General features: G+C 72.1%; 17 protein-coding genes. 6 read left to right on the forward strand and 11 right to left on the reverse strand.

Going from position 1 to position 19,023, the window contains the following annotated elements; translation table 11 throughout:
- Positions 1 to 86 precede the first annotated feature (86 nt).
- Together AB5J73_RS48375 and AB5J73_RS48380 are read left to right on the forward strand one after the other, a co-directional pair.
- Positions 87 to 374 (forward strand): hypothetical protein, encoded by a 288-nt coding sequence (locus AB5J73_RS48375; protein ID WP_370973857.1) that lies wholly within the window; start codon positions 87 to 89, stop codon positions 372 to 374.
- Positions 371 to 784, forward strand: a complete 414-nt coding sequence (locus AB5J73_RS48380; protein ID WP_370973859.1) for a hypothetical protein — start codon at positions 371 to 373, stop codon at positions 782 to 784. Before AB5J73_RS48375 ends, AB5J73_RS48380 begins: the two co-directional genes overlap by 4 nt.
- 166 nt (positions 785 to 950) lie before the next feature.
- Here the strand turns inward: AB5J73_RS48380 and AB5J73_RS48385 are convergent, their stop codons facing one another.
- The 5 genes from AB5J73_RS48385 to AB5J73_RS48405 all read right to left on the reverse strand — a co-directional run bounded on the left by AB5J73_RS48385 (position 951) and on the right by AB5J73_RS48405 (position 4,915).
- Positions 951 to 1,310 (reverse strand): hypothetical protein, encoded by a 360-nt coding sequence (locus AB5J73_RS48385; RefSeq protein WP_370973861.1) that lies wholly within the window; start codon positions 1,308 to 1,310, stop codon positions 951 to 953.
- A gap of 52 nt (positions 1,311 to 1,362) precedes the next feature.
- Positions 1,363 to 2,223, reverse strand: a complete 861-nt coding sequence (locus AB5J73_RS48390; protein ID WP_370973863.1) for a sigma-70 family RNA polymerase sigma factor — start codon at positions 2,221 to 2,223, stop codon at positions 1,363 to 1,365.
- A gap of 239 nt (positions 2,224 to 2,462) precedes the next feature.
- Positions 2,463 to 3,539, reverse strand: coding sequence for a hypothetical protein (locus tag AB5J73_RS48395; protein ID WP_370973865.1), 1,077 nt, complete (start codon positions 3,537 to 3,539; stop codon positions 2,463 to 2,465).
- Positions 3,540 to 3,548: 9 nt separating this feature from the next.
- Positions 3,549 to 4,067, reverse strand: coding sequence for a hypothetical protein (locus AB5J73_RS48400; protein ID WP_370973866.1), 519 nt, complete (start codon positions 4,065 to 4,067; stop codon positions 3,549 to 3,551).
- A 38-nt stretch (positions 4,068 to 4,105) separates the two neighbouring features.
- Positions 4,106 to 4,915: a hypothetical protein gene (locus AB5J73_RS48405; protein WP_370973868.1), complete on the reverse strand. Its 810-nt coding sequence runs from the start codon at positions 4,913 to 4,915 to the stop codon at positions 4,106 to 4,108.
- Positions 4,916 to 5,114: 199 nt separating this feature from the next.
- Here AB5J73_RS48405 and AB5J73_RS48410 point away from each other — a divergent pair, with 199 nt between their 5' ends.
- From AB5J73_RS48410 to AB5J73_RS48420, 3 genes are all read left to right on the forward strand, one after another.
- Positions 5,115 to 6,374 (forward strand): DUF1173 family protein, encoded by a 1,260-nt coding sequence (locus AB5J73_RS48410; RefSeq protein WP_370973870.1) that lies wholly within the window; start codon positions 5,115 to 5,117, stop codon positions 6,372 to 6,374.
- Between the two features lie 133 nt (positions 6,375 to 6,507).
- Positions 6,508 to 6,822, forward strand: a complete 315-nt coding sequence (gene mihF / locus AB5J73_RS48415; protein WP_370973872.1) for an integration host factor, actinobacterial type — start codon at positions 6,508 to 6,510, stop codon at positions 6,820 to 6,822.
- A gap of 43 nt (positions 6,823 to 6,865) precedes the next feature.
- Positions 6,866 to 8,731: an RNA-binding domain-containing protein gene (locus AB5J73_RS48420; RefSeq protein ID WP_370973874.1), complete on the forward strand. Its 1,866-nt coding sequence runs from the start codon at positions 6,866 to 6,868 to the stop codon at positions 8,729 to 8,731.
- A 149-nt stretch (positions 8,732 to 8,880) separates the two neighbouring features.
- On the opposite strand, the gene AB5J73_RS48425 is transcribed toward AB5J73_RS48420, so the two are convergent.
- The 4 genes from AB5J73_RS48425 to AB5J73_RS48440 all read right to left on the reverse strand — a co-directional run bounded on the left by AB5J73_RS48425 (position 8,881) and on the right by AB5J73_RS48440 (position 12,115).
- Positions 8,881 to 9,777, reverse strand: coding sequence for an NUDIX domain-containing protein (locus AB5J73_RS48425; RefSeq protein ID WP_370973876.1), 897 nt, complete (start codon positions 9,775 to 9,777; stop codon positions 8,881 to 8,883).
- Between the two features lie 117 nt (positions 9,778 to 9,894).
- Positions 9,895 to 10,602 carry a hypothetical protein gene (locus tag AB5J73_RS48430; RefSeq protein WP_370973878.1) on the reverse strand — a complete coding sequence of 236 codons (708 nt, stop codon included), beginning with the start codon at positions 10,600 to 10,602 and terminating at the stop codon, positions 9,895 to 9,897.
- Between the two features lies 1 nt (position 10,603).
- Complete coding sequence (locus AB5J73_RS48435; RefSeq protein WP_370973880.1) at positions 10,604 to 11,656, reverse strand: hypothetical protein; 1,053 nt, start codon at positions 11,654 to 11,656, stop codon at positions 10,604 to 10,606.
- 276 nt (positions 11,657 to 11,932) lie between these two features.
- A complete protein-coding gene (locus AB5J73_RS48440; protein WP_370973882.1) occupies positions 11,933 to 12,115 on the reverse strand; it encodes a hypothetical protein in 183 nt (60 codons plus the stop codon).
- A gap of 159 nt (positions 12,116 to 12,274) precedes the next feature.
- Here AB5J73_RS48440 and AB5J73_RS48445 point away from each other — a divergent pair, with 159 nt between their 5' ends.
- A complete protein-coding gene (locus tag AB5J73_RS48445; protein WP_370973883.1) occupies positions 12,275 to 12,688 on the forward strand; it encodes a hypothetical protein in 414 nt (137 codons plus the stop codon).
- Between the two features lie 170 nt (positions 12,689 to 12,858).
- Here AB5J73_RS48445 and AB5J73_RS48450 read toward each other — a convergent pair whose 3' ends face one another.
- Both AB5J73_RS48450 and mobF read right to left on the reverse strand, forming a co-directional pair.
- Positions 12,859 to 13,656 carry a hypothetical protein gene (locus AB5J73_RS48450; protein WP_370973885.1) on the reverse strand — a complete coding sequence of 266 codons (798 nt, stop codon included), beginning with the start codon at positions 13,654 to 13,656 and terminating at the stop codon, positions 12,859 to 12,861.
- A gap of 92 nt (positions 13,657 to 13,748) precedes the next feature.
- On the reverse strand, positions 13,749 to 18,638 hold the full coding sequence (gene mobF / locus AB5J73_RS48455) for a MobF family relaxase (protein WP_370973886.1): 4,890 nt from the start codon (positions 18,636 to 18,638) through the stop codon (positions 13,749 to 13,751).
- Positions 18,639 to 19,023: the final 385 nt, after the last annotated feature.

Raw genomic sequence — 19,023 nt, forward strand, 5'->3', positions numbered from 1 at the left:
GGCGAGCGACGCCAGGGCGGTACTGCCCGGCTGCCGAACCGTTCGAGGCATTCCTGGCCTCGGCCTGCCCGGCTATCATCGGGGGCATGACTTCGGCGCTCGCGAATCGCTCGCCCGCTGACCAGTACCTGGTGCAGCGGATCGCGGCGCGCGACCGGGTTGACGTGGCGTCGCTGGCCGCGCTGCCGGCCCACGAGCTAGACCGGCTTCTTCCCGGCGGCCGAGCTGCGTTCGAGCATCGCGCGCAGGTCGCCCAGGCGCTGCTGACCCGCAGAGGCATCGACCCGGACTCGGCTGAGTATCAGGCGGCTGACGCGCAGGCCCGCGACATCCTGGCGCGCGTTGACCAGCTCGGTTCGGACCACGCCGCGTGACCCTGCCGCGCGCGCTGCTGCTCGACTCGACTTTCTTGATCGCCTACGAACGTGAGCTGAGTCCCCGGCTGGCGCAGGCCGTGGTGGTTCAGGCGATCACGAGCGGACGGCTGCTGGTCGTGCCTGCCGTGTCCTTGCTGGTCGCCGGGACCGAGCTGGGCGGGCGTCACCCGGATCTGTCCTGGATGCTCAACGACCCCGCCGGCCCGGTGGAGGTGCTGGCACTGTCGGCGGCTAACGCGCTGGAGACCGGCGAGCAGGCCGCCCGCGCCGACGGGCCGGACCTGATCGGCGTCGAGGTGGCGCAGATCGTGGTGGAGGCCGGCGGCAGTCCGATGGCCGTGATGACGTACGAGCCGAAGCGGTACTCGGGGCTGTCGTTGCAGGTCATGGATATGCGTCCCCGGTAGACGGCGGAACCAGGTCGGCGCAGCTTCGGGATGATCTTGAGGGCGCAGGGAGTTGTAAACCCCTTCTGACGGCCTGTAGATGAGGTCTTCGGACCTGCTACCGGCAAGGCGCCTGCGCCAGCCGCCCGTCACAACGGTACCGCCACGCGGCAAGTAGTCCCGCGGATCATCCGCCGGGCCGCGCGGGAACCACCGAGACCCGCAGGCCGCTGTCGGTGATCTCCGTCTGGAAACCGTAGTGGCCGCCGTTGGGCCCGCCCAGTGCGTCGGGCGCCAGCTGCTCCGGCGTGAGTTCGACGCTGCCTCCGGCGCGGACCAGCAGCGCGATCAGCAGGGTGTGCGCCCAGTCTTCGGGGCTGACCTGTTCGTCGTCGCACCAGGCCGCGTGGTGCAGCGCGGTGTAGAGCTGCCGGCTGGTGACGGCGTCCATCGGCCCGTCGACGTGCACGGTGATCGGCGTTGCGGCGCCGGGCTCGCGGTGCACCGACCAGCCCGAGCCGGACCAGTCCGTCGTCTCGTCCTTCATCACTGCTCCTTCATACCGATCATCGTCCGGATCGAGGTCCGGACACGTGCTGTCAGGCGGGTAGTTCCTGCCAGAGCTCGGCGGCGACGGCACGGCACGCCGGGCAGGTCTCCAGGTGGGCGTCGACCTGTGCGGTCTCCCGCTTCGACAGGCCGCCCCGCTGCCACGCCCCCAGCTTTCCGGTGATCACCCGGCAGGCTTCCGGCTGGCCGTCGGGCTCGGCGACGTATTCCTGGAGGTACGCCTGCCGCAGGGCCTCGCGGGCCCGATAGGCCAGGGCGGACACGCCGTTCGGGGTCAGCCCCATCACGGGGGCAATCTCGACGGGGGTCATCTCCTCGACCTCGAGCCGCCACAGCACCTCCTGCCACCGTTCGGAAAGGCGGGCGAAGGCCCGTGCGACCAGGCCGCGTTCCAGCTGCGCGACGGCGGTGTCCTGGAACGGTTCGGCGATCAACTCCGGGTTGTTGGTGTCGATCGCGAAGGTTTCGACATCCTCGGTGAACTCGACCTTGCGGGCGCGGCGGGTTCGGTCGTAGGCGACGTGACGCAGCGACGTGAGCAGGTAGGCGCGGAAGGTGGCGTGGGGGCCGCCGCCAGCGCGCATGATGGCGAACACCTTCGCGAACGCCTCCGCCACCAGGTCGTCGGGGTCGATGGCCCGGTTCGTCAGCTGGTTGGCCAGGTTGTAGGCCGCGGGGCGGTGCCGGCGGAAGAGCACGCCGTACGCCGCGTGCTGCCCGTCGCGCACCGCGGCGATCAGCGCGGCGTCGTCCGGCTCGTCGCCGGCGGGCGGGACCTGGTGGCGGGCTGGCGAGCCGTCCTGGCGCTGGGAACAGGGAGTCCGGTGAGCCGAGGTGCGCTGGAACGGAACGGTGGCCGGCTGCTCGCTGGTCAACATGGTGGTGGGCACTGCTGTCTCCCCGCGTGGCGTGGTGCGCGATGTGGACTGCGCGACGTGGGTCTGCGAGGCCCGGCCGGAAACCTCTACAGCGCGTCGATCGGCAGTTTCGGTAGGTTCGGTAGATTCAAGCTACCGAACCTACCGAGACTTTCGCAAGAGGTTCGGTAGGTTCGGGAGGTTCGCCCTTCCGACAGCAGGGTGTGGCGGCCCCGTGGTGCATGCCCAGCTGGCCGGACTGCCTGAGGCCGTCAGTCGCGGCCGGGAGGCAGCTGCGGCTCGGCGCTGAGCCGGACGTGGCGAAACCGCGGCCGGTAGAGGGTGTCGTCGGCCAGGACGTCCGCCCGCGGCCCGTTGACGCTGTACACCAGCAGGAAGCTGTTGCCGGTCTGGTGCAGGAGGGTCGGGTTGTAGGCGTAGCGGCCGGCGCTGTTCTCTGGTGGGTCGAGGATCAGCTGGGGCCCGGTCCACGGACCGGCCGGGTGCTGGGCTCGGTAGGCGACGATCGGCCACGAACCGTGTGGTCTGCGGGTGTCGGAGGTGACCAGCAGCCACCCGGCATCGTCGGGCAGCGGCAGGACGCTGACCTCGTTGCTCACCCCGGTCAGCAGCCGTGCCGCGTCGGCTGGCTCGGGCGACCACGTTCCGGCGGCGCTGCGGTAACGCCAGGTTGCCGCGGGCCGCAGCGCCGAGGTGGAGGCCAGCAGCAGGTGCTTGTGCTTCCCCTCGTCGGCCACGCCGTAGACCAGCAGCTCATCGCCGACCCGGTGGACGGCCGCGCCCCACTGCACTCCGGTACCGTCGGCGATCGGCGTCCGGCTGAGCACGCGCAGGTCCGGGAGCGTGAGCTCGACCAGAACCGTCTGGCGCCAGGCGAAGTCCCATTCCGTCTTCTGCTCGTCGGGCACCGTGGCCTGGTACTCCTGGTAGAAGATCCACAGCCGGTGCCGGTCGGCGGGCAGCGCGGGGTCGTCCACCGCGACGCCGTGGCCGGTCCACAGCCATTGGGTCAGGCCGTCCGGCCCGACCTTGTCGATCGGGGTGACGAGGGCATCGGGCTGGCCCGGCGTTCCGCCGAGGACGGTGCGCAGTCCGCCGGGGGCGACGTCTTCGACCACGATGCAGTTGTTCACCATGCGGTTGTCGGCCAGCAGGGTGTCGGAGAACAGCCAGAGGCGCTGGCGTCCGTGGGCGAGGTCGATCGCGTAGGCGGAGTCGCCGCCGCGCCAGCCGTTCTGCGTGGCGGCGAGCACGGCGAACCGGTGCGCGAGCGGATGCGGCGTGGGGTCCAGGACGATGGTCAGGCCGGCGGCGGGTGGTGCGGGCACGGCGACCGTTCAGCGCGGGCCGGCGGCGTCGGTGCTCGCTGCCGCGGTCCGGAGCTTCCGCAGCAGCGTCAGGTAGCCGCCGAAAGCTTGCGGGCCAAAGGCTTTGACGCCGACGGTCATGGTGAACGAGGCCGCCGCGTGCAGCCACAGTTCCCGGGTCGGCTCGCCTTGGGTCATCGCGACGACCTGTGCGCTGCGGCCGGCGAACCATGCCTCGCACACGTCATAGACCTGCTCGGGGGTCAAGGTGAAGGTGTCGCCGCTCATGCGGGCGACGACGCGGGGGAAGGTTTCGTGGATTTCCTGGGTGGACCAGCCGCGGCTCTCTCGCTCGGCGCGGCTGGCCATCGGGACGTAGATGCCCACCAGGTCCGAGCACACCTGGTCGCTGGCCGCCGGGTCGAGTGCCTTGATGATCTCGGCCGCGCGGGCGTGATCGGTGACGAGGTAGGCGCGCAACAGCTGGATGGTGTCCAGCCTGGGGGGCGTGATGCCGTCACGCGCAAGACCTGCCAGCTCGTCGGTCATCCGGTCACCCTAGCGATCAACTCGGGTCGACCGGGCGGTCAGCGGGGCGTCCGGATCAGCGCGGTCGACGCGATCTCGCCCCAGCTGGTCAACAGGGGCGCCAGCTCGGTGTCGTCGATGTCGGCCAGCAGCGCGTCCACCGCGTCGGCGCCGTCTCCGGCGGCTTCCGCGATCGCGGCCCGCACGGCGATGATCTGGGCTCGCTGGGCGGGTTCGGTTGCCGTGTCGAGGTCGTGGCCGGCTCGCGCCGTCGTCTCCTTCGGGACCGTTCCGGCGTCGACCGCGGCCGCGGCCAGCTTCAGCAGGCACCGCGCGACGATTCCGGCGGCACCGTCGACGACGGCGTGGTTGAGCCCGAGGCGCAGCGGCGGCTGCCAGTCGGTGGCCGCGCCGACGACGATCCGGGCGGCGGCCATCGAGGCGGCGGTGTCACCGCCGGTGAACACCGAACACAGCTGTTCCAGGGCTTGGATCGCCCGGCCGGGCAGGCGGGGGAGCCGGTCGGTGATCGTGACCGCCGCGGTCATCGCCACCGACAAGGCGAGCTCGACGTCCGGGGAGATCTGTGCCCACCACTTGGCGCGTGCGGTGGGCGTGCCCGCGCGGCCGAACCCGGCGAGGGCGTGCTGCACCTTCGGGCCCAGCTCGGGCCGGGTGGCGACGATGGTCAGTGACGCGGCCGCCGGGTTGTCCGTGCAGTAGTTGGCGTTGATGTAGGTCCAGGACGCGAGCACCTGCGGAACCCGACCGTCCCGGTCGAGCGTGTGCAGCAGCGTGTGGAAGCGGTCCGCGTCGCGGCCGGCGGCCAGCAACGCGTCGCCACGGGTCAGGTCCAGGGCCATGGTCACGGCGGACTCGCCTTCGTGTCGGTCGCGGCCTGAACGGAGCGCGCGGCCGCGGCAACGCCGGAGCAGTGTGGCAGCCGGGCCGCTGACACGATCGGGTTACCGGGGCCCTCCGGCGCGACCGGTGCGCGAAAGAGGCGGCGGGACGGTGCCGTGAACAGGGACAATCGGAAATGGATTGACCCGGCGAAGGGAGGACGCCGTGTACTCAGCAGGCCACCGCCCAGCCGCCGACGCAGGTGCGGCCTCGGAGGCCGCGGGCCAGGTGCGCCTGGCCGACCGGGTCGTCCCGATCGCCGCGGTCCGCGAGCACCCGGAGCGGTACACCTCGCTGTTCGGGCGGGCGCGCAGCGAGGTCGGGCACGCGGTGTGCTTGTGCCGCACGGATCAGCTGGTGAGGCTGGTGATCCGCTGCCGCGCCGGGCGCTACCACCTGGCCAACTGGCCGGCGGGCGGGCAGCAGCACGCGCCCGGTTGCCCGTGGTTCCGCAGCCCGTCGGCGATGTCGGGGCGTAGCGCCTACGCCGAGGCCATCACCGTCGGCGAGGACGGCACGTCGATCCGGCTGTCCACGCCGCTGACCGTTCGCGGCGCGACCGCGGCGCCGTCCGACACCCCGGCTCCACCGGCCGCGTCGGCTGGGTCGGTCACGACCGCGCGGCGAGCGATGGGCCTGTTGGCGCTGCTGCACTACTTGTGGGAGTCCGCGCAGCTGAACGTGTGGCACCCACGCGACGGACGCAGAAGCTGGCGCGACTGCCGCGAGCTGCTGAACGAGCAAGCCGGGGACTGCCGGGTCAACCGGCTGGAGCTGGCGGACGCGCTGTGGGTCGTGCCGGCGTTCCAGCGCGCGCAGGCCGAGAGGATCAACGCCGCGTGGGAGCGGTTCCTGGGCCGGTTGGCCAACTTCGGGAAGGTCCGCCGGCGTGGCCTGGTACTCGGCGAGCTCCGGGCTGTCGAGGCGACCGACTACGGCGTGCGGATTCGCCTGGCCCACCAGCGCGCCCCGCTGTTCGCTTCCGCCCAGCTGATGGATCGCGTCCGCCGCTCGTATCCGAGCGCGTTCGGCGCGCAGGCCACCCAGGACGGCCGCCGGCAGGTGGCGCTGTGCCTGGTCGAGCGCAGCCGCCGCGGCTACCCGACCGTCGTCGACCTGGCCGCGATGCTCACCACCAGCTCGTACCTGCCCGCCGACTCCAGCTACGAAGCAGCGATGGCCGACGCGCTCGCCGCGGCCGGCCGCGCGTTCCACAAGCCACTGCACTACGACGGCACCGAGGTCTTTCCCGACTTCGTGCTCGTCGACGTCGACCCGGAGACCTATGTCGAGGTGTGGGGTGTGCGCGGGCGCGAGAGCTACGAGATGCGCAAGCGCGCCAAGCAGTCCTTCTACCGCGAGTCGGGCCGGACGCTGCTGGAGTGGGACGTCCGCGAGCCGATGCCGGTGCTCGCCCGCAGCTGACCGCGCCAGCGCGTTCGGGACTCGCGCCGCGCCGAAGACGCCGGGCACACCGTGCTGGCCGGGTTGCGCAGGCCATGATGGGCCAGGAAATGGGGCGCGACCAGCGCCTCGACGATCGACAAAGGGGACTTGAATGGCTCTGCCCACCCTCACTCCCGAACAGCGCAATGCCGCGCTCGCCAAGGCCGCCGCGGCCCGGACGGCGCGCTCGGAGCTGTTGCGGGCGCTCAAGGCCGGCGAGACGACGCTCGCCGACGTGCTGGCCAAAGCCGACGCCGACGACGAGATCGTGAAGAAGACCAAGGTGCTGGCGGTATTGAAGGCGCTGCCGGGCATCGGGGATGTCCGGGCGCGCCAGCTGATCGACGGGGCCGAGATCGCCGAGAGCCGGCGCGTCGGTGGGCTCGGCCAGCGCCAGCGCGAAGCCCTTCTCGCCGCGATCAGCTGATCGGGCTTTCCGCGCCGGCGATGCCCGCGGAGCCGGGGCGCGGGTGGAGCGCGCGATGATGGCGCGCATGACGGCTTCCGGCTTGGAACGTGCTCGGCGGGCTCTTCATCAGGGCGACGCCGAAGCGCTGCTCGGCGAGCGGGAATGCGCCTGGCTGGATGTGAAAGAGCGCATCTACCCGCTCGACAAGCCCCGAGGGGCCGAAGAGCTCGCCAAGGACGTGGCGGCGTTCGCGAACACCCTGCACGGCGGCCTGCTGGTGGTGGGGTTCGCCACCAGGAAGGAACACGGCGAGGAGATCGTCGACGTCCTGCACCCGGTTCCCCGCACGCTGGTCAATCTCGACCAGTACCGCCAGGTCATCGCCACGCGGGTGCTGCCCGCGTTGCGCGAGGTGACGGTCGACTGGATCGAGCGCGGGAACGGCACCGGCGTGCTGGTCATCGACATCCCGGCCCAGCCGCGCTCGAGCCAGCTGTTCGCTGTGCCGGCGCCGACCGGGACCGCCGAGGTGAGCAAGAGCGCCGTCGGTGTCCCGGTCCGCCGCGGCGACGGCACGACGTGGCTGCGGCCGCACGAGATCCAGCATTTCATCGGGCTGGGCTACGCCAACTCCGGCGACGGGGCCGACAAGCTGGCCGCCGCGCTCGCGGCCATCCAGGCCCCGCGTGAGGAGGAGCCGAAGTACACGGTCGGCGGCGGTGAACCCGGCTGGACCGAGCCGTTTCAGCAGGCCGTCAGCGACCTCGCCGGGCACGGCGTGACGCTGGGCGAGCCGGTCTCCCTCGCGTCCGCAAGCGGTCCCGGGGTGGCGCAGCACTTCCGGGCACCGGGACAGCAGACCGGCTGGGTGCTGTGCGCCCGCCCGGGGCGCCGCCCCGTCGCGGTCGCCGGCGAGATCTGGCAGGCGTTGCGCGAGCAGGGCAGCGGCGCCCCGGACGGCGACGCGCTTGCCGCGCTCGGACTCCCCGCCGGAGATGCCGGTACCACCCGCGTCGTCGGCCAGGACGCCACGGAAGTGGCGCTGTCGGGTGGTCACTGGGGTCCCGGCCGACTGCTGCGCGCGGCCGGGCGAGGGTGGCGGTGGGAACCGGACCCGGTCGTCAGCACGGAAACGTCGGCAGTGACGGGGAACTGGACCGGTGGGCCGAACCCACCGCAGTTGCGGGCGCGGGTGCTGGCGGTTCTGCCGTTGGCCGGTGCTGACACCGCGAAGATCAGCCCGGACCGGCTGGACGCGGTGCTTCCGCAGCTTCCGTTCAGCGCGCTGGCCGGGATCACCACGGCCTTGTCCCGCGGTCGCATGTTCGCCGGTAGCTGGGCTCCGGGACGCAACGGCAACGCCAGTGATCGGCTCAGCTACACCTGCGAGATCACCGCTCCGGATGGGCAGCTCGCGCTGTCGGCCGAGGTCATGATGACGCTGCCGCCGGCGTCACGAGGTTTTGCGGTCGTCACCTGCGCCGAGGTGCGAGTGGAGAACTTTGACGCATGGTCCCGGGTCCTGGACGATCCGGCAGCCGATCTGCGCTGGTCGGTGGACGACCTGGTCGAGTTCTTCGTGGCGGCCTGGGACACCGCCACCGAGCTGCTGCCCCAGTTGATCGACGGCGCCGAGGACGGCTCCCCGGCCTCGCCCCGGTGGGCGGGGGTGCCGCGGGTCGAGCTGTCGATCGGCACGGAGTCGCGGCACGACCAGCAGGCCGGGGAGCAGCTGGTGCTGGCCAACGTCTTCGACCTGGAGCCGTTCGGGCCCGGTGATCGCCGTGACCGGCTGACCGAGCTGTTCGTCGCGGTGCACTCGGCGCCGGGGCTGGACGCGGACTCGCGGCGTCGCCTGGTCCGGTCGGTGCTGGTGGAGATGGCGCACCGGTATGGCTTCATGCAGGTCCGCGACCGCACGTTCTGACCGGCCTCCAGGTTCCTCGCGGGGAGCTCCCGGCCGCGCCGGGCCGCGGCGAGGTCAGCGGCGGCCCGACCAACGACGCCGGCCCGGCCTCCCTCGCGTTGGGTGGCCGGGCTGGCGTTCGCCTTTTCGTGTCGAGGTCGTCAGGTGGGTCAGAGTCCGCGCTGCATCTGGTCGAGGGCGGCGGTCAGGGCGTTGCGGTGGTCGCCCCACATGTTGGGAAGCACCGCGTCGAGGGTGTCCAGCGGCGTCCATCGAGCGCGGAAGCCGTCGGGGACGGACTGGCGCGTGGGCAGCACCACCAGCACGGTGTAGACCACGGTCCAGGCGTTGAGGGTGTGCGGGCTGGACACCGGGCGGATTTCCCGGACGATCCGGAGCGTGGATCCGTCCGGGGTCGCGATCCCGGTCTCCTCGCCCAGCTCGCGTAGTGCGTTGGCGATGATTCCGGCCGGGGTGACCGGCCGGTGCCCGGTGGTCCAGTCCGCGAAGGTCAGCCCGAAGTCCTGGGGTTCGGCGAAGCCGCCGGGCAGCGCGGGAATGGTGCCGTTGTGCGGGGTGTCGCGGTCGATGAGCGCCACGTGCCCGTCGGCCACCGCCACGGCGTCGGTCACGACCTGTTCGCCGTAGCGCCACGAGGGGCCGAGGCCGGTGCACAGCCCGATGCGCGGGTCGGCGAGCAGCGACGCGTACCGGGGGTTGACCGGACGGCCGTGCTGGTCGGTCGGCCACCCGCGGGCGATGGCCCACGCGGTGATGCCGGGGTGCACGCACCCCACGCCGTCGCGGCGCGTCGCCACCGCGGCGTCGCGGCTGCCGGGGCCGGGGTCGTTGCGGTGGGCGCGGTCGGCCAGCCAGTCGAAGCCGGGCGGCACCTGGACGATGCCGTCCTCGGTGACGGCCAGGCCGCCAGGCCCGGTGAACAGGCGGGGAGTGTTGGGGTGGCCGTGCATGGGAGCGACGTTGTCGGCGATGACGTCGAGGTCGGCGGCGGTGTAGGGGGCGTCACCGGCGCCCTGGCCCCGGGTGAGGGTCGACAAAGTGGTCATGAATTCAGCATCGGAGCACCGCTGACCTGGGAAAATGGGTTTCCTGTTTCGCACAAGATCCGTCAACTCAGGAAACCCGGAAACTGCCAGGTCAGCGGTGCGACGCCCGCGATGCGTTCAGGCCGGCGCGGAGCTGGCGGTGGCCGGCTGCCGCGGGGAGAGCTTTGCCAGCGGCGAGGGCCGCCCGGCCGGAGTGGCGCGTACGGCGTCCCAGTCGATGGCCGGATGGTCGAGAAGGACTTCGAGATCGGCGGCGCGGAACAGCGGCACCGCCGGGATCGAGCGGCGGCGCTGCCGGCCGCTGCGCACCCAGGTGACCGGCTCCAGCCAGTTCGCGCGGATCAGGTGCTCGACGTCGGACGCGCGCACGCGCAGGTGCTCGACGACCTCCGTGCGCTGGAGCAGGCGCCCGTCGACGAGGGCCTTCTCCAGTGCGGCGCGGTCGTCGAAGTGCTCCAGCGCACGGCCGTCGTAGAGCGGGTAGTCCTTGTACTCGCCGACCTCGGGGATGAGTCCGAGGCGATCGAGCTCGAGCAGAACGTCGGCGGGGACCTCGATGCCGAAGCGCGCGGCCAGCACGTCCGCGGCGCGGCTGGCGCCGACGTCGGGCTGGGAGCCGACCGCGGCCTTGATCTGCTCGATCTCGGCCAGCGCGGTGTGCACGACCGCGGCGGGCCAGCGGCCGGTAGCGGGGTCCGCGGACGGGATCAGCCCGGCTTTCACCGCGCGCTCGAACTGCCACATCGGCATCCCGAGCGCGGTGGGCGTCTGGATCGGGCCGTAGTCCTTGGGCGTGCGGGTCCTGGTGTTCTTCGCGGCGGTCATCTCAGGCGACCTCCTCGGCGGTCAGCACGCGGACCGAGCCGACGAGGAACGCGTGGGACTCGACCAGGTCGACCACGTGCTCGGCGGTCAGGTGGCCACAGCCGCACCGGTCCGCGGCGTCGTCCTCGAGGAGTTCGGCAATCTCGTCGGCCAGGTCCTCGGGCACCGGGGCGTTGTCCCAATGGCGGGTGCAGGGGCCGACGACGACGTCGACGTGGCCGGCGCCGCGGGCCGCGTCGGCCCAGCCGTCGGGCAGGTCCAGCTGGCACACCAGCAGATGATGGGGCGTGCCGTCGGCGTTCTCGCCGTGTCCGGTCCGGATCGCGATCCAGGGCGAGTGGTTGTCGTCGGCGTGCTCGGTGGCGACGCGCAGCGCCCAGCCGGTCTCGTCTTCGTCGTCGAGCTCGTGCACGCGGCCGACGCCTTCGCTGCCGAGATACAGCTCGAGTTCGGTCAGCCAGGCGAAGGGTCCCTGGCCGTGGTCCTGGACGACGTGGGCGGTCAGCAGCAGCATCGCGTGCTGGGTGTCGTCCTCGGGGTCGGTGTCGAGCAGAGCGTGAACCTCGAGCTCGAACTCGCCGACCATGGCGGGCTTGGCGCTGGCCGGCAGGCCGAGGTACTGCGGGCCGGCGGGGATGTCCGCGGGGACCGCCCACGCGATCGAGGAGGGCTTGCAGGTCGCGTGGTACTTCTTCGTGCCGATGTGGTGGGTGACCGGGGAGAGGTCGGGGTCGTAGGCGGTGACGATGAGCGAGAGGCTGGAGTCGTTCTCGCGGGCGTCGCCGGGTTCTCCGCACCAGTCGCAGTCGAAGGTCGGCTTGACCTCGTTGTCGAGCCAGGCGTAGAGGTCGCCGTAGTTGACCCCGCGCCAGCTCTCGCCGGACAGCCAGGCGCGCACGTCGTCGGTGAGGATCCAGCGGTGCTGGGGCTCCCAGGGCTCGGCCGCCCGGATGACCTGGCGCAGCGCGCTGGCGTAGGGCATGCCGGTGCGCTTGGCGAGCCGGCGGGCCTGCGCCTTGCGGGCGTTGGGCCGGTCGGGGTTGGTGGAGGTCATGACGGAAAGTCCCGTTCCCGGCAGGTCCCACGCTCCTGCCGCGGTGGTCTCGTCGCGGCGGAACACGTCGTCGAAGGTCGCTGGATCTCGTGCTGCCTGCCCGGTGGGCTTGGCCTGTTCGCCGGGTGTGCGTGGGACACGTCGGCCAGGGCGCGGCCGTGCGCAGCGACGGCCAGGTGTCACGGTAGCGGAGGCCACCGACAAAGCCGTGCGCCGCACCGCAAACGCGGTGCGGCGCACACGTCAGGTTCGGAGAGCGTCGACTCGGCCGGAGCCCTACTGGGCGTGGTCACCGACGATGCCGTTGATGACCGGCAGGTCGTAGTGGCCGTCGTGGTTGACCGGGCAGTTCGCCGCCGTCACCTGCCGCACGACACCGCCGGAACCGCGGACGTTGCGGGTGTAGGTGTGGTTGGGGGGCTGGCCGCCGCCGGGGCAGGGCTGGGGGCGCGGGGGCATGGCAGTTCCTCTCGGGGCCCGTGAAACCGCCGAGGACGTCGATCGGCAGTTTCGGTAGGTTCGGTAGATTGAAGCTACCGAACCTACCGACACGCATGCAAGAGGTTCGGTACTTTCGGGAGGTTCGGGAGTTCAGCTACGGTAGGCACCGTGTTCGACATGACCAGCGAGGGCGTCCGGCGCGCGTGGAGCGAGTTCCTGGACCAGATCGAGACCGGCCAGGCCGTGACCGTGAGCCATCGCGGCCGGGCGAAGCTGGTCGCGATGCCGTGGCCGCGCTATGCCGAGCACCGCGCCGAGACCGGCGCGGCCATGGGTGAGCCGGCGCGCGTGAGCGCGGCCGACGTCGGCGACGCGCAGCCGAGCTGGTGGACCGCGTCGTTGGTTGTGGTGGAGTCGGGGGTGGCCAAGGACGCGTGGCGCCGCCTTCAGGTGTGGGTCGCGGCGGGCGGGCACGCGATCGTCGAGCGCTACGGCCGTCGTTTGGCCGTGCTGACGCCGGTGAGCTGGGCGCAGAACGTCACCGCCGCGGACGCGTCCGGCGAAGGATCGACGGCCGGCCAGGCGGACTGATCGTCATCGCGGGGCGTCAGTCCGACGTCGTCGCTCAGGGCTCAGGGTCTCCCGAGGATGAGCTCGTAGCGCGGGCCGCAGCTGGCCCGCTCGGCGGATCACGTCGACGCTGCGGCTCCCGAAGCGGTCCGCGGGGCACGGTCCATCATGGTCGGAGCCACGGCCGCTCATCACGGCGCTTCGCACCGCCGGTCGAACAGGCGCCAGCCTCGGCGCAGCGTGTTCATGGTGAGGTCGTACCAGCCGGCCAGGTCCCCGAGTTGCCCACCGGCGATGCCGACCGACAGCCCGGTCGTGCGGTCGGCTGGTCCGGCCGCCTGGAAGTCGGCGCGCGTCGCGATGCTCCACATCAGGACGTGGGCGTCGCTGGACAGGGTGTTCCAGGCCAGGCGCAGACCGCCCTGGCGCACCGTGTCACCGGGGAAGACGATCGGCCCGATGTCGCGCAGGATGTCGGCGACGTTGACCTTCATCAGCGCCGGCTGCACGGCCGTGAGTGCGTCCAGCCGGCTGGTGATCCAGTCGATCTGGTCGCGTACCAGCTGTTGCTGGGCGGCAGTGTTTCCGAGGTCGTCGGCGAGGTCGAGTGTGCGGCGCTGGTACTTGCGCAGCTGGTCGTAGGACTCGGCGATCACCGAGTGGCCGCGGCGCTGTCGTGTCGCCGCATCGTCGGGCGCGGTGATCCACACCGCCTGGGCGGCGCCGACGAGCGCGCCGCGCACGGCGGTGTGCTGGGCGGTGGTGTAGAGGTGTTTGCGGTCCAGCGCGTCCCAGACCAGCCGCAGGTGCTCGCCGGCGGAGATGAGGCTGATGCGCGTCATCTCGCTGATCCGTTGGTAGGGGAAGACCTTGTCGTCCTCGGCGAGGTCGCTGCCGCGCTGGGGTTCTTCGGGCGGGTTGCGCACCTGGCGCTGGCGCCACTGCTCCAGTTCCGGCTGCGCGGACTCGAAAACCTTCAGGTAGTCCATTCCGCTTCCTCGTCGCCGGCGGGGTAGGGGCCCGCTGATCCTGTCGGACCGCGCACCACGACGGCACTCCGGCCCGCTCTCCGCGGGGGTGGTCAGTATCCGAACCCGGCGTCGAGGTCGCTTCTCTGGTCGACGTTCTCGGCGTCGTCGTAGCGGTTCAGTTCCTCGGCGGCCTCGGTGGCGCGGGCGTCGGTGTGCTGTTCCAGTGCTTCGTCGGCGTAGTCGGTCGCCAGCGCCTCGGCGTCGTCGGCGTAGTCCGCGGCGCGGTTGATGACCTGGTCGCGCAGCGCGTCGATGCGCATCTGGTTGTCCGCGTACGGGTCGGGTGTGGTCACGATGGGCCTCCACTGGTCGGTGAGGTTCTTCCAGGCACGGGCGCGGGCGTCCTCGCCGCGCGGCTGCGCCCCGAGCGGGACGCGGGGGTCGGCGGTGGTGATCCGGTAGGTCTCGCGGTAGGCCGCGGCCGTGCCGGCGAGCTCGTCCCAGCGGGTCGCGGCGACCGGGTCGGCGGGACGCGGGCCCAAGCCGGACGTCCAGTCCGGCGTGGTGTCGGCGACCTCGGCGCGCAACGTGGCGGCGCGGTCGGCGATCGCCTGCCCGAGCTCGTCGAGATGACGGGCGAGGTCGGGCCGGTCGGCCAGCGCGGCGGGATCGGCGGCGTCCAGCCACGGCAGCGGGCCGCGGTGGTATACCGGCTCGCCGGGTGGGTCGGCGCGCTGGATGCGCTGTTCGACCCGTCGGTACAGCACGGCGGCGGGGTCGCGGGCGCCCTCGATGCCGACCAGGCTGTCGGCATCGGGCACGGCCTGGGCGATGGTCCAGCCCTGCTCGTGCGCCTGGCGCAGCAGCCAGCGCAGCCCCGGTTCGGCCTCGCGCCCGAGCACCTGCGGGGCGCGAGCGGTGAGGACGCGGGTGATCTCGGCGTCGAGGTGCTGCTCGTCGGCGAACCGCGCGCCTCGCTCGTAGCGGCGCGCGAGGTCGGACAGCCGTTCCTCCAGCGGCTGGTGGGCGAGCAGTTCGTCATCGAACGTGGCCAGCAGCTCGTCCGGGTCGATGGTCTCGCGCAGCCGGTCGGTGCTGTCCTCGCGCGACCCGGCCCTGTCGGCCTGCTCGGCGCCGGCGGTCTCGTCGTCGCCGAGCGGGCTCCACTGGGCCATGAGGTCGCGCCAGGCGCGGGCGCGCAGGCTGTTGCCCTCGGGTTTCTCGCCGAGCGGGTAGCGCGGGTCCTCACCGGTGACGCCGTAGGTGTCGCGGTAGGCCGCGCCGAGTCCGGCCAGCCGGTCCCAGCGGTCCGCGGCCGCGGGATCGTCGAGCGGGCGTGCGCCGAGCGCGCCGGTCCAGGCCGGTTCGTCGGCGATAACGGTGGCGCGCAGCTCGGCGGTACGGGCGCCGATGGCCTGATTCATGCGGTGCAGGTAGTCCAGCAGTTCCGGCTGCTCGGCGAGCTGGTGGTGGTTCGGGTGCGCCAGCCACGGCAGCGCCGGCTGCCAGCCGCCGCCCTGGGCGCGCTGCCGCGAGAGGGCGTGGTCGAGGGCGTTGGCGGTGAACCGGTAGTCGGGCATGGGGTCGTTGGTGGGGCGGGCGGAGAGCAGGCGGGCGGCGTCGGTGACCGCGGCGTCGGCGTCCAGGCCCTCGCCGGTGGCCGCGGCCGCGACCTGCCACACCGGTTCCCAGGTGCTGTCCTCGACCGCCGCGGCGTTGTCGTGGCGTTCGATGATGCTGCGCCACCGGTTGGTCTCGGCGAGCGTGGGCGCGACGGTGCGCGGGGGCGGAGTGTCGCGCAGGGTGCGCTGCTGGATGCGCCATTGCAGGACCGCGGCCGGGTCGTCGACGTCGTCGACGTCGAGCGGGCCGCTGGCCAGCGCGGGCGCGACGAGCTGGTCGGCCTGCCAGCCGAGGGCCTGCGCGGTGCGCAGGGTCTGCCGTAGCGCCGGCGCGGCCTTGTTGTCCAGCAGCTCGGGGACGTGCTCGGCGAGCACGGCGTCGACCTGTTCCTCGGTGCCCAGCAGTGCGACGTAGTCGTGCCGGCCGACCAGGGTGCGCAGCGACTCGGCGGTGACCAGCGCGTCGCGCAGCTCCTCGTTGGCCGAGGTCTCCGCCGACGAGCGGGTCAGTGCCTTCTCCAGCACGCCGCGCGGGGTCTGCTCGAGCGGGGTCTCCTGGTGGGAGTCGATGGTGTGCTGGTGGGTCTCGACGTAGACGCGGTTGTCGTCCACGGCGCGGGTGATCAGGGTGTAGAGCTGTTCGCGGGAGATGCCCTGGGTGGCGATCGCGTGCGCGGATCCGCCGCTGGTCATGCCCTGGACGCGGTTGATGGTGGCCGCGTAGGCGAGTTCGACGTCCTCGCGGACGTAGTCGGCGGGCACCACGACGGTGCCGCGGCTGGCCTGGTGGCGCAGCTTCAGCGCGCCGTCCCGGCGGACCGCGGTGACCGTCCAGGTGTCGCCGTTCTTGATGAAGTCCTTGCCGCCGAACAACGTCTGGAGGCGGTCGTTGCGGCGGGTGACGACCCAGTCGCCCTTGCTGGCGGCGGTGCCGTCGTGCAGCTGTGCGGTGCGGCCGTCGGCGTCGACGTCGCCGCGGGCCAGGCGCAGTTCGCGGGCTTCGAGGTTGAGCGCGGTGACGTCGACGTTGGTCGGCACGATCAGCAGCGATTGGCGGCCGCGGTCGAGGTCGGCGCGCCAGGCGCGGTGTGCGGCGTCGCGGATGGTCTCGCGGCTGCCGCCGCTGATCCAGCCCTGATCGAAGTAGTAGTCGAGCCCGGCGGCGTTGCCGGCGTGCAGATCGAGGGAGGCGGCGCGCTGGTCGGGGTCGCGGAATCGCACGACTTCTTTGAGCCGGTTGGCGCCGTTGATGTGCTCGAACCACCGCACGGCGCCGCCGGCTTCGACGGCGGCGAGCTGCTTGTCGTCGCCGACCAGGCGCACGTCGGCGCCGCGGCGCAGCGCGTAGGAGACGACGTCGTGCAGCGTGTGGGTGCCGGCCATCGACACCTCGTCGATGATCAGCACGTCGCCGCGGCGGAACGGGAACGCCCGCTCGACGCTGCCCATCATCTGCGCGGTGGTGACCTGGTGCAGGGTGTGCGGGCGCGCGTCGATCGCCTCGCCGAGCACGTGCGCGGCCCGCGCGCTCGGGCCGAAGGCGTACACGCGGCCGCCTTCGGCGCGCACGGCGTCGGCGTAGACCTTCATCGCGGTGGTCTTGCCCGCGCCGGCCGGGGCGTAGAGCAGCTGCACCCGGCGGCCGCTGGTGGCGAAGGAGACGACGGCGGAACGCTGGCCGTGGTTGAGCTTGCGGGCGCCGGCGAGGGCGGCGTTGACGGTGGCAGGGGCGAGGCGGTGGCCGTCGGTGAGCTTGCCCCATGCGGCCAGCGCGGACTCCTCGCGCAGGGTGCGGCCGGTGGTGAAGCGCTGGCTGTTGTGCTCGACGAACACCGACTCGCCGGAGCGCCGTCGCAGCGCGTTCGGCTCGTCGACGATCGACGGTGCTTCCAGGGCGACGATGTCGGCGGAGCCGAGCACGGTGCCGACGACGTCGGCGATCAGGGCGTCGCGGCCGCCGTTGACGACGCGCAGGTGCGCGGTCTGCCGGTGCGCCTCGGCCTCGACGTTCCACCGGTTGAAATGGGAGTAGTGGTCCGAGACGGTGGCGAGCGTGGCTTCGGCGAGCTCGGCGACGTCGACCTCGGACAGCTCCTCGGGTTCGCCGGCGAATACCCGCTGGCCGAGCTCGTCGATGCTCTCGGGCGTGACCATCTGCTCGGCCTGGCCGCGCCAGCGGCGCAGGTGATCGGCGAACGAGCGCGGCGATTGCTTGGCGTCGCGGGTGCTGTACTGCGCCTGTTTGGAGATCTCCAGGATCTCCTTGGGGGTGGGCTCGCGGCCGTGCGCGTGGCGGAAGGCGACGATCCGGCGGGCGCGGTCCTGCTCGACCTGCGAGGCGCGCTGGGAGAAGCCGGTCAGCAGCTCGTTGGACACGCCGTCCAGTTCCCAGGTCGGCCGCTTGTGGTCGAATCCGCCGGCGGGGCGCTCGGTCCAGGAGGCGCCGTTCTCCCTGGCCAGGTCTCGGATGCGGCTGTTGTAGAACTCCGACAACGTGACGGAGGCGGCCAGGATGGTCCGGCCGTCCAGCGCGGTCCAGCGTCCGTCCGGGCCCTGGACCTTCGCCGAGATCGTCACGTGGGTGTGCAGGTGCGGGTCGCCGGCGCGGGAGTCCCAGTGTTCGAAGATGGCCGCGGTGATGCCCTTGACGTCGTGCTGGGTGTAGCCGCCGTCGCCGCGTCGGGTGTACGCGATGTTGTCCTCGGCGTAGGTCAGGGTGTCGCGCACGGCCTGGCGGTGGATGTTCATGGCGAGCTCGCGGCTGGCGTCGTCGCCGAGTGCCATGAGCACGCTGAGCGACTTGTACGGGGCGAGCACCAGCTCGAAGCCGCTGGTGGCCGACTTCATCGCGCGCTTCTGCTCGGCCAGCCACTTGGTCAGCTCGTCGGCGGAGGGCTGCTGGCCCTCGTGCGCGTCGGCGTACGCCTGGGCCTGGACGTCGCGGCGGATGCCGGCGCGGGTGGCGTCGTCGATGGGGGCGCCGATGGGGCGGTTGTGGTCGAGGTTGTGCTGCTTGTAGGCCGCGATGACCTTGCTGCGCAGCTGGTCGAGCCCGTCGTACTGGTAGAAGCGGTGGCCGAGTTTCGTGGCGGCCAGAGCCTCGGCCTCGGTGTGGCCGGCCGCGATCATCTCCGCCTGAATGCGGTCGGCGTCGGGATGGCGGCCTTCGCCGAACAGGTTGTTCATCTGCGCGGCGGTGACCTCGCCGGACATGCCGAGTTCGGCGGCGCCGCGGCCGAACCACTGGCCGGGCGGGTAGCCGTGGGCGATGTAGTAGTCGCTCAGGGACTCGCCGGCGTCGAGTTCGCGGTCTGCGCAGGCCACCGACCCGGTCAGGTACTCGTACCCGCCGGGCGAGAGCTTGCGCACGCCGATCACCGAACGCCCTCCCAAACGTCCATATCAGTTGACGTCCACACTAGTTGACAAATCGCAGCTTCGTCACCAGCTCTTAAACGATTCAGTACCGGCTCGCATGGCACATGCAAGAGGTGCTGTGTGGCAGTAGAGGCGAGCAGAGGGAGGCCGGCGGCCGGGTGAGGGTGCCGAGGGGGCAGGCGGGGCGGCCGGCAGTAGAGGCGAGCAGAGGGCCGGCGCGGGCCGGGCGCGGGTGCCGGGCGGGCAGGCGGGCTGTCCGGCCCTGGACGCGCGGCGCGGCCAGGATGCGGCGCGGCACGGGCGCGCGCACCAACGGGGCCGCGCCGAAAGAGCTGTCGGCCGCAAGGCCGTCCGATTCGTCGTGCACGCGCACGAAAAGGCCCCC

Source organism: Amycolatopsis sp. cg9, from assembly GCF_041346945.1.
Taxonomy (GTDB): domain Bacteria; phylum Actinomycetota; class Actinomycetes; order Mycobacteriales; family Pseudonocardiaceae; genus Amycolatopsis.

What these genes read in the sequence shown, in the direction of transcription:
- AB5J73_RS48375 (WP_370973857.1), top strand. Translation starts at nt 87, where the DNA reads ATGACTTCGGCGCTCGCGAATCGCTCGCCCGCTGACCAGTACCTGGTG.
- AB5J73_RS48385 (WP_370973861.1), bottom strand. Translation starts at nt 1,310, where the DNA reads ATGAAGGACGAGACGACGGACTGGTCCGGCTCGGGCTGGTCGGTGCAC.
- AB5J73_RS48400 (WP_370973866.1), bottom strand. Translation starts at nt 4,067, where the DNA reads ATGACCGACGAGCTGGCAGGTCTTGCGCGTGACGGCATCACGCCCCCC.
- mihF (WP_370973872.1), top strand. Translation starts at nt 6,508, where the DNA reads ATGGCTCTGCCCACCCTCACTCCCGAACAGCGCAATGCCGCGCTCGCC.
- AB5J73_RS48425 (WP_370973876.1), bottom strand. Translation starts at nt 9,777, where the DNA reads ATGACCACTTTGTCGACCCTCACCCGGGGCCAGGGCGCCGGTGACGCC.
- AB5J73_RS48430 (WP_370973878.1), bottom strand. Translation starts at nt 10,602, where the DNA reads ATGACCGCCGCGAAGAACACCAGGACCCGCACGCCCAAGGACTACGGC.
- AB5J73_RS48435 (WP_370973880.1), bottom strand. Translation starts at nt 11,656, where the DNA reads ATGACCTCCACCAACCCCGACCGGCCCAACGCCCGCAAGGCGCAGGCC.
- AB5J73_RS48440 (WP_370973882.1), bottom strand. Translation starts at nt 12,115, where the DNA reads ATGCCCCCGCGCCCCCAGCCCTGCCCCGGCGGCGGCCAGCCCCCCAAC.
- AB5J73_RS48445 (WP_370973883.1), top strand. Translation starts at nt 12,275, where the DNA reads ATGACCAGCGAGGGCGTCCGGCGCGCGTGGAGCGAGTTCCTGGACCAG.
- AB5J73_RS48450 (WP_370973885.1), bottom strand. Translation starts at nt 13,656, where the DNA reads ATGGACTACCTGAAGGTTTTCGAGTCCGCGCAGCCGGAACTGGAGCAG.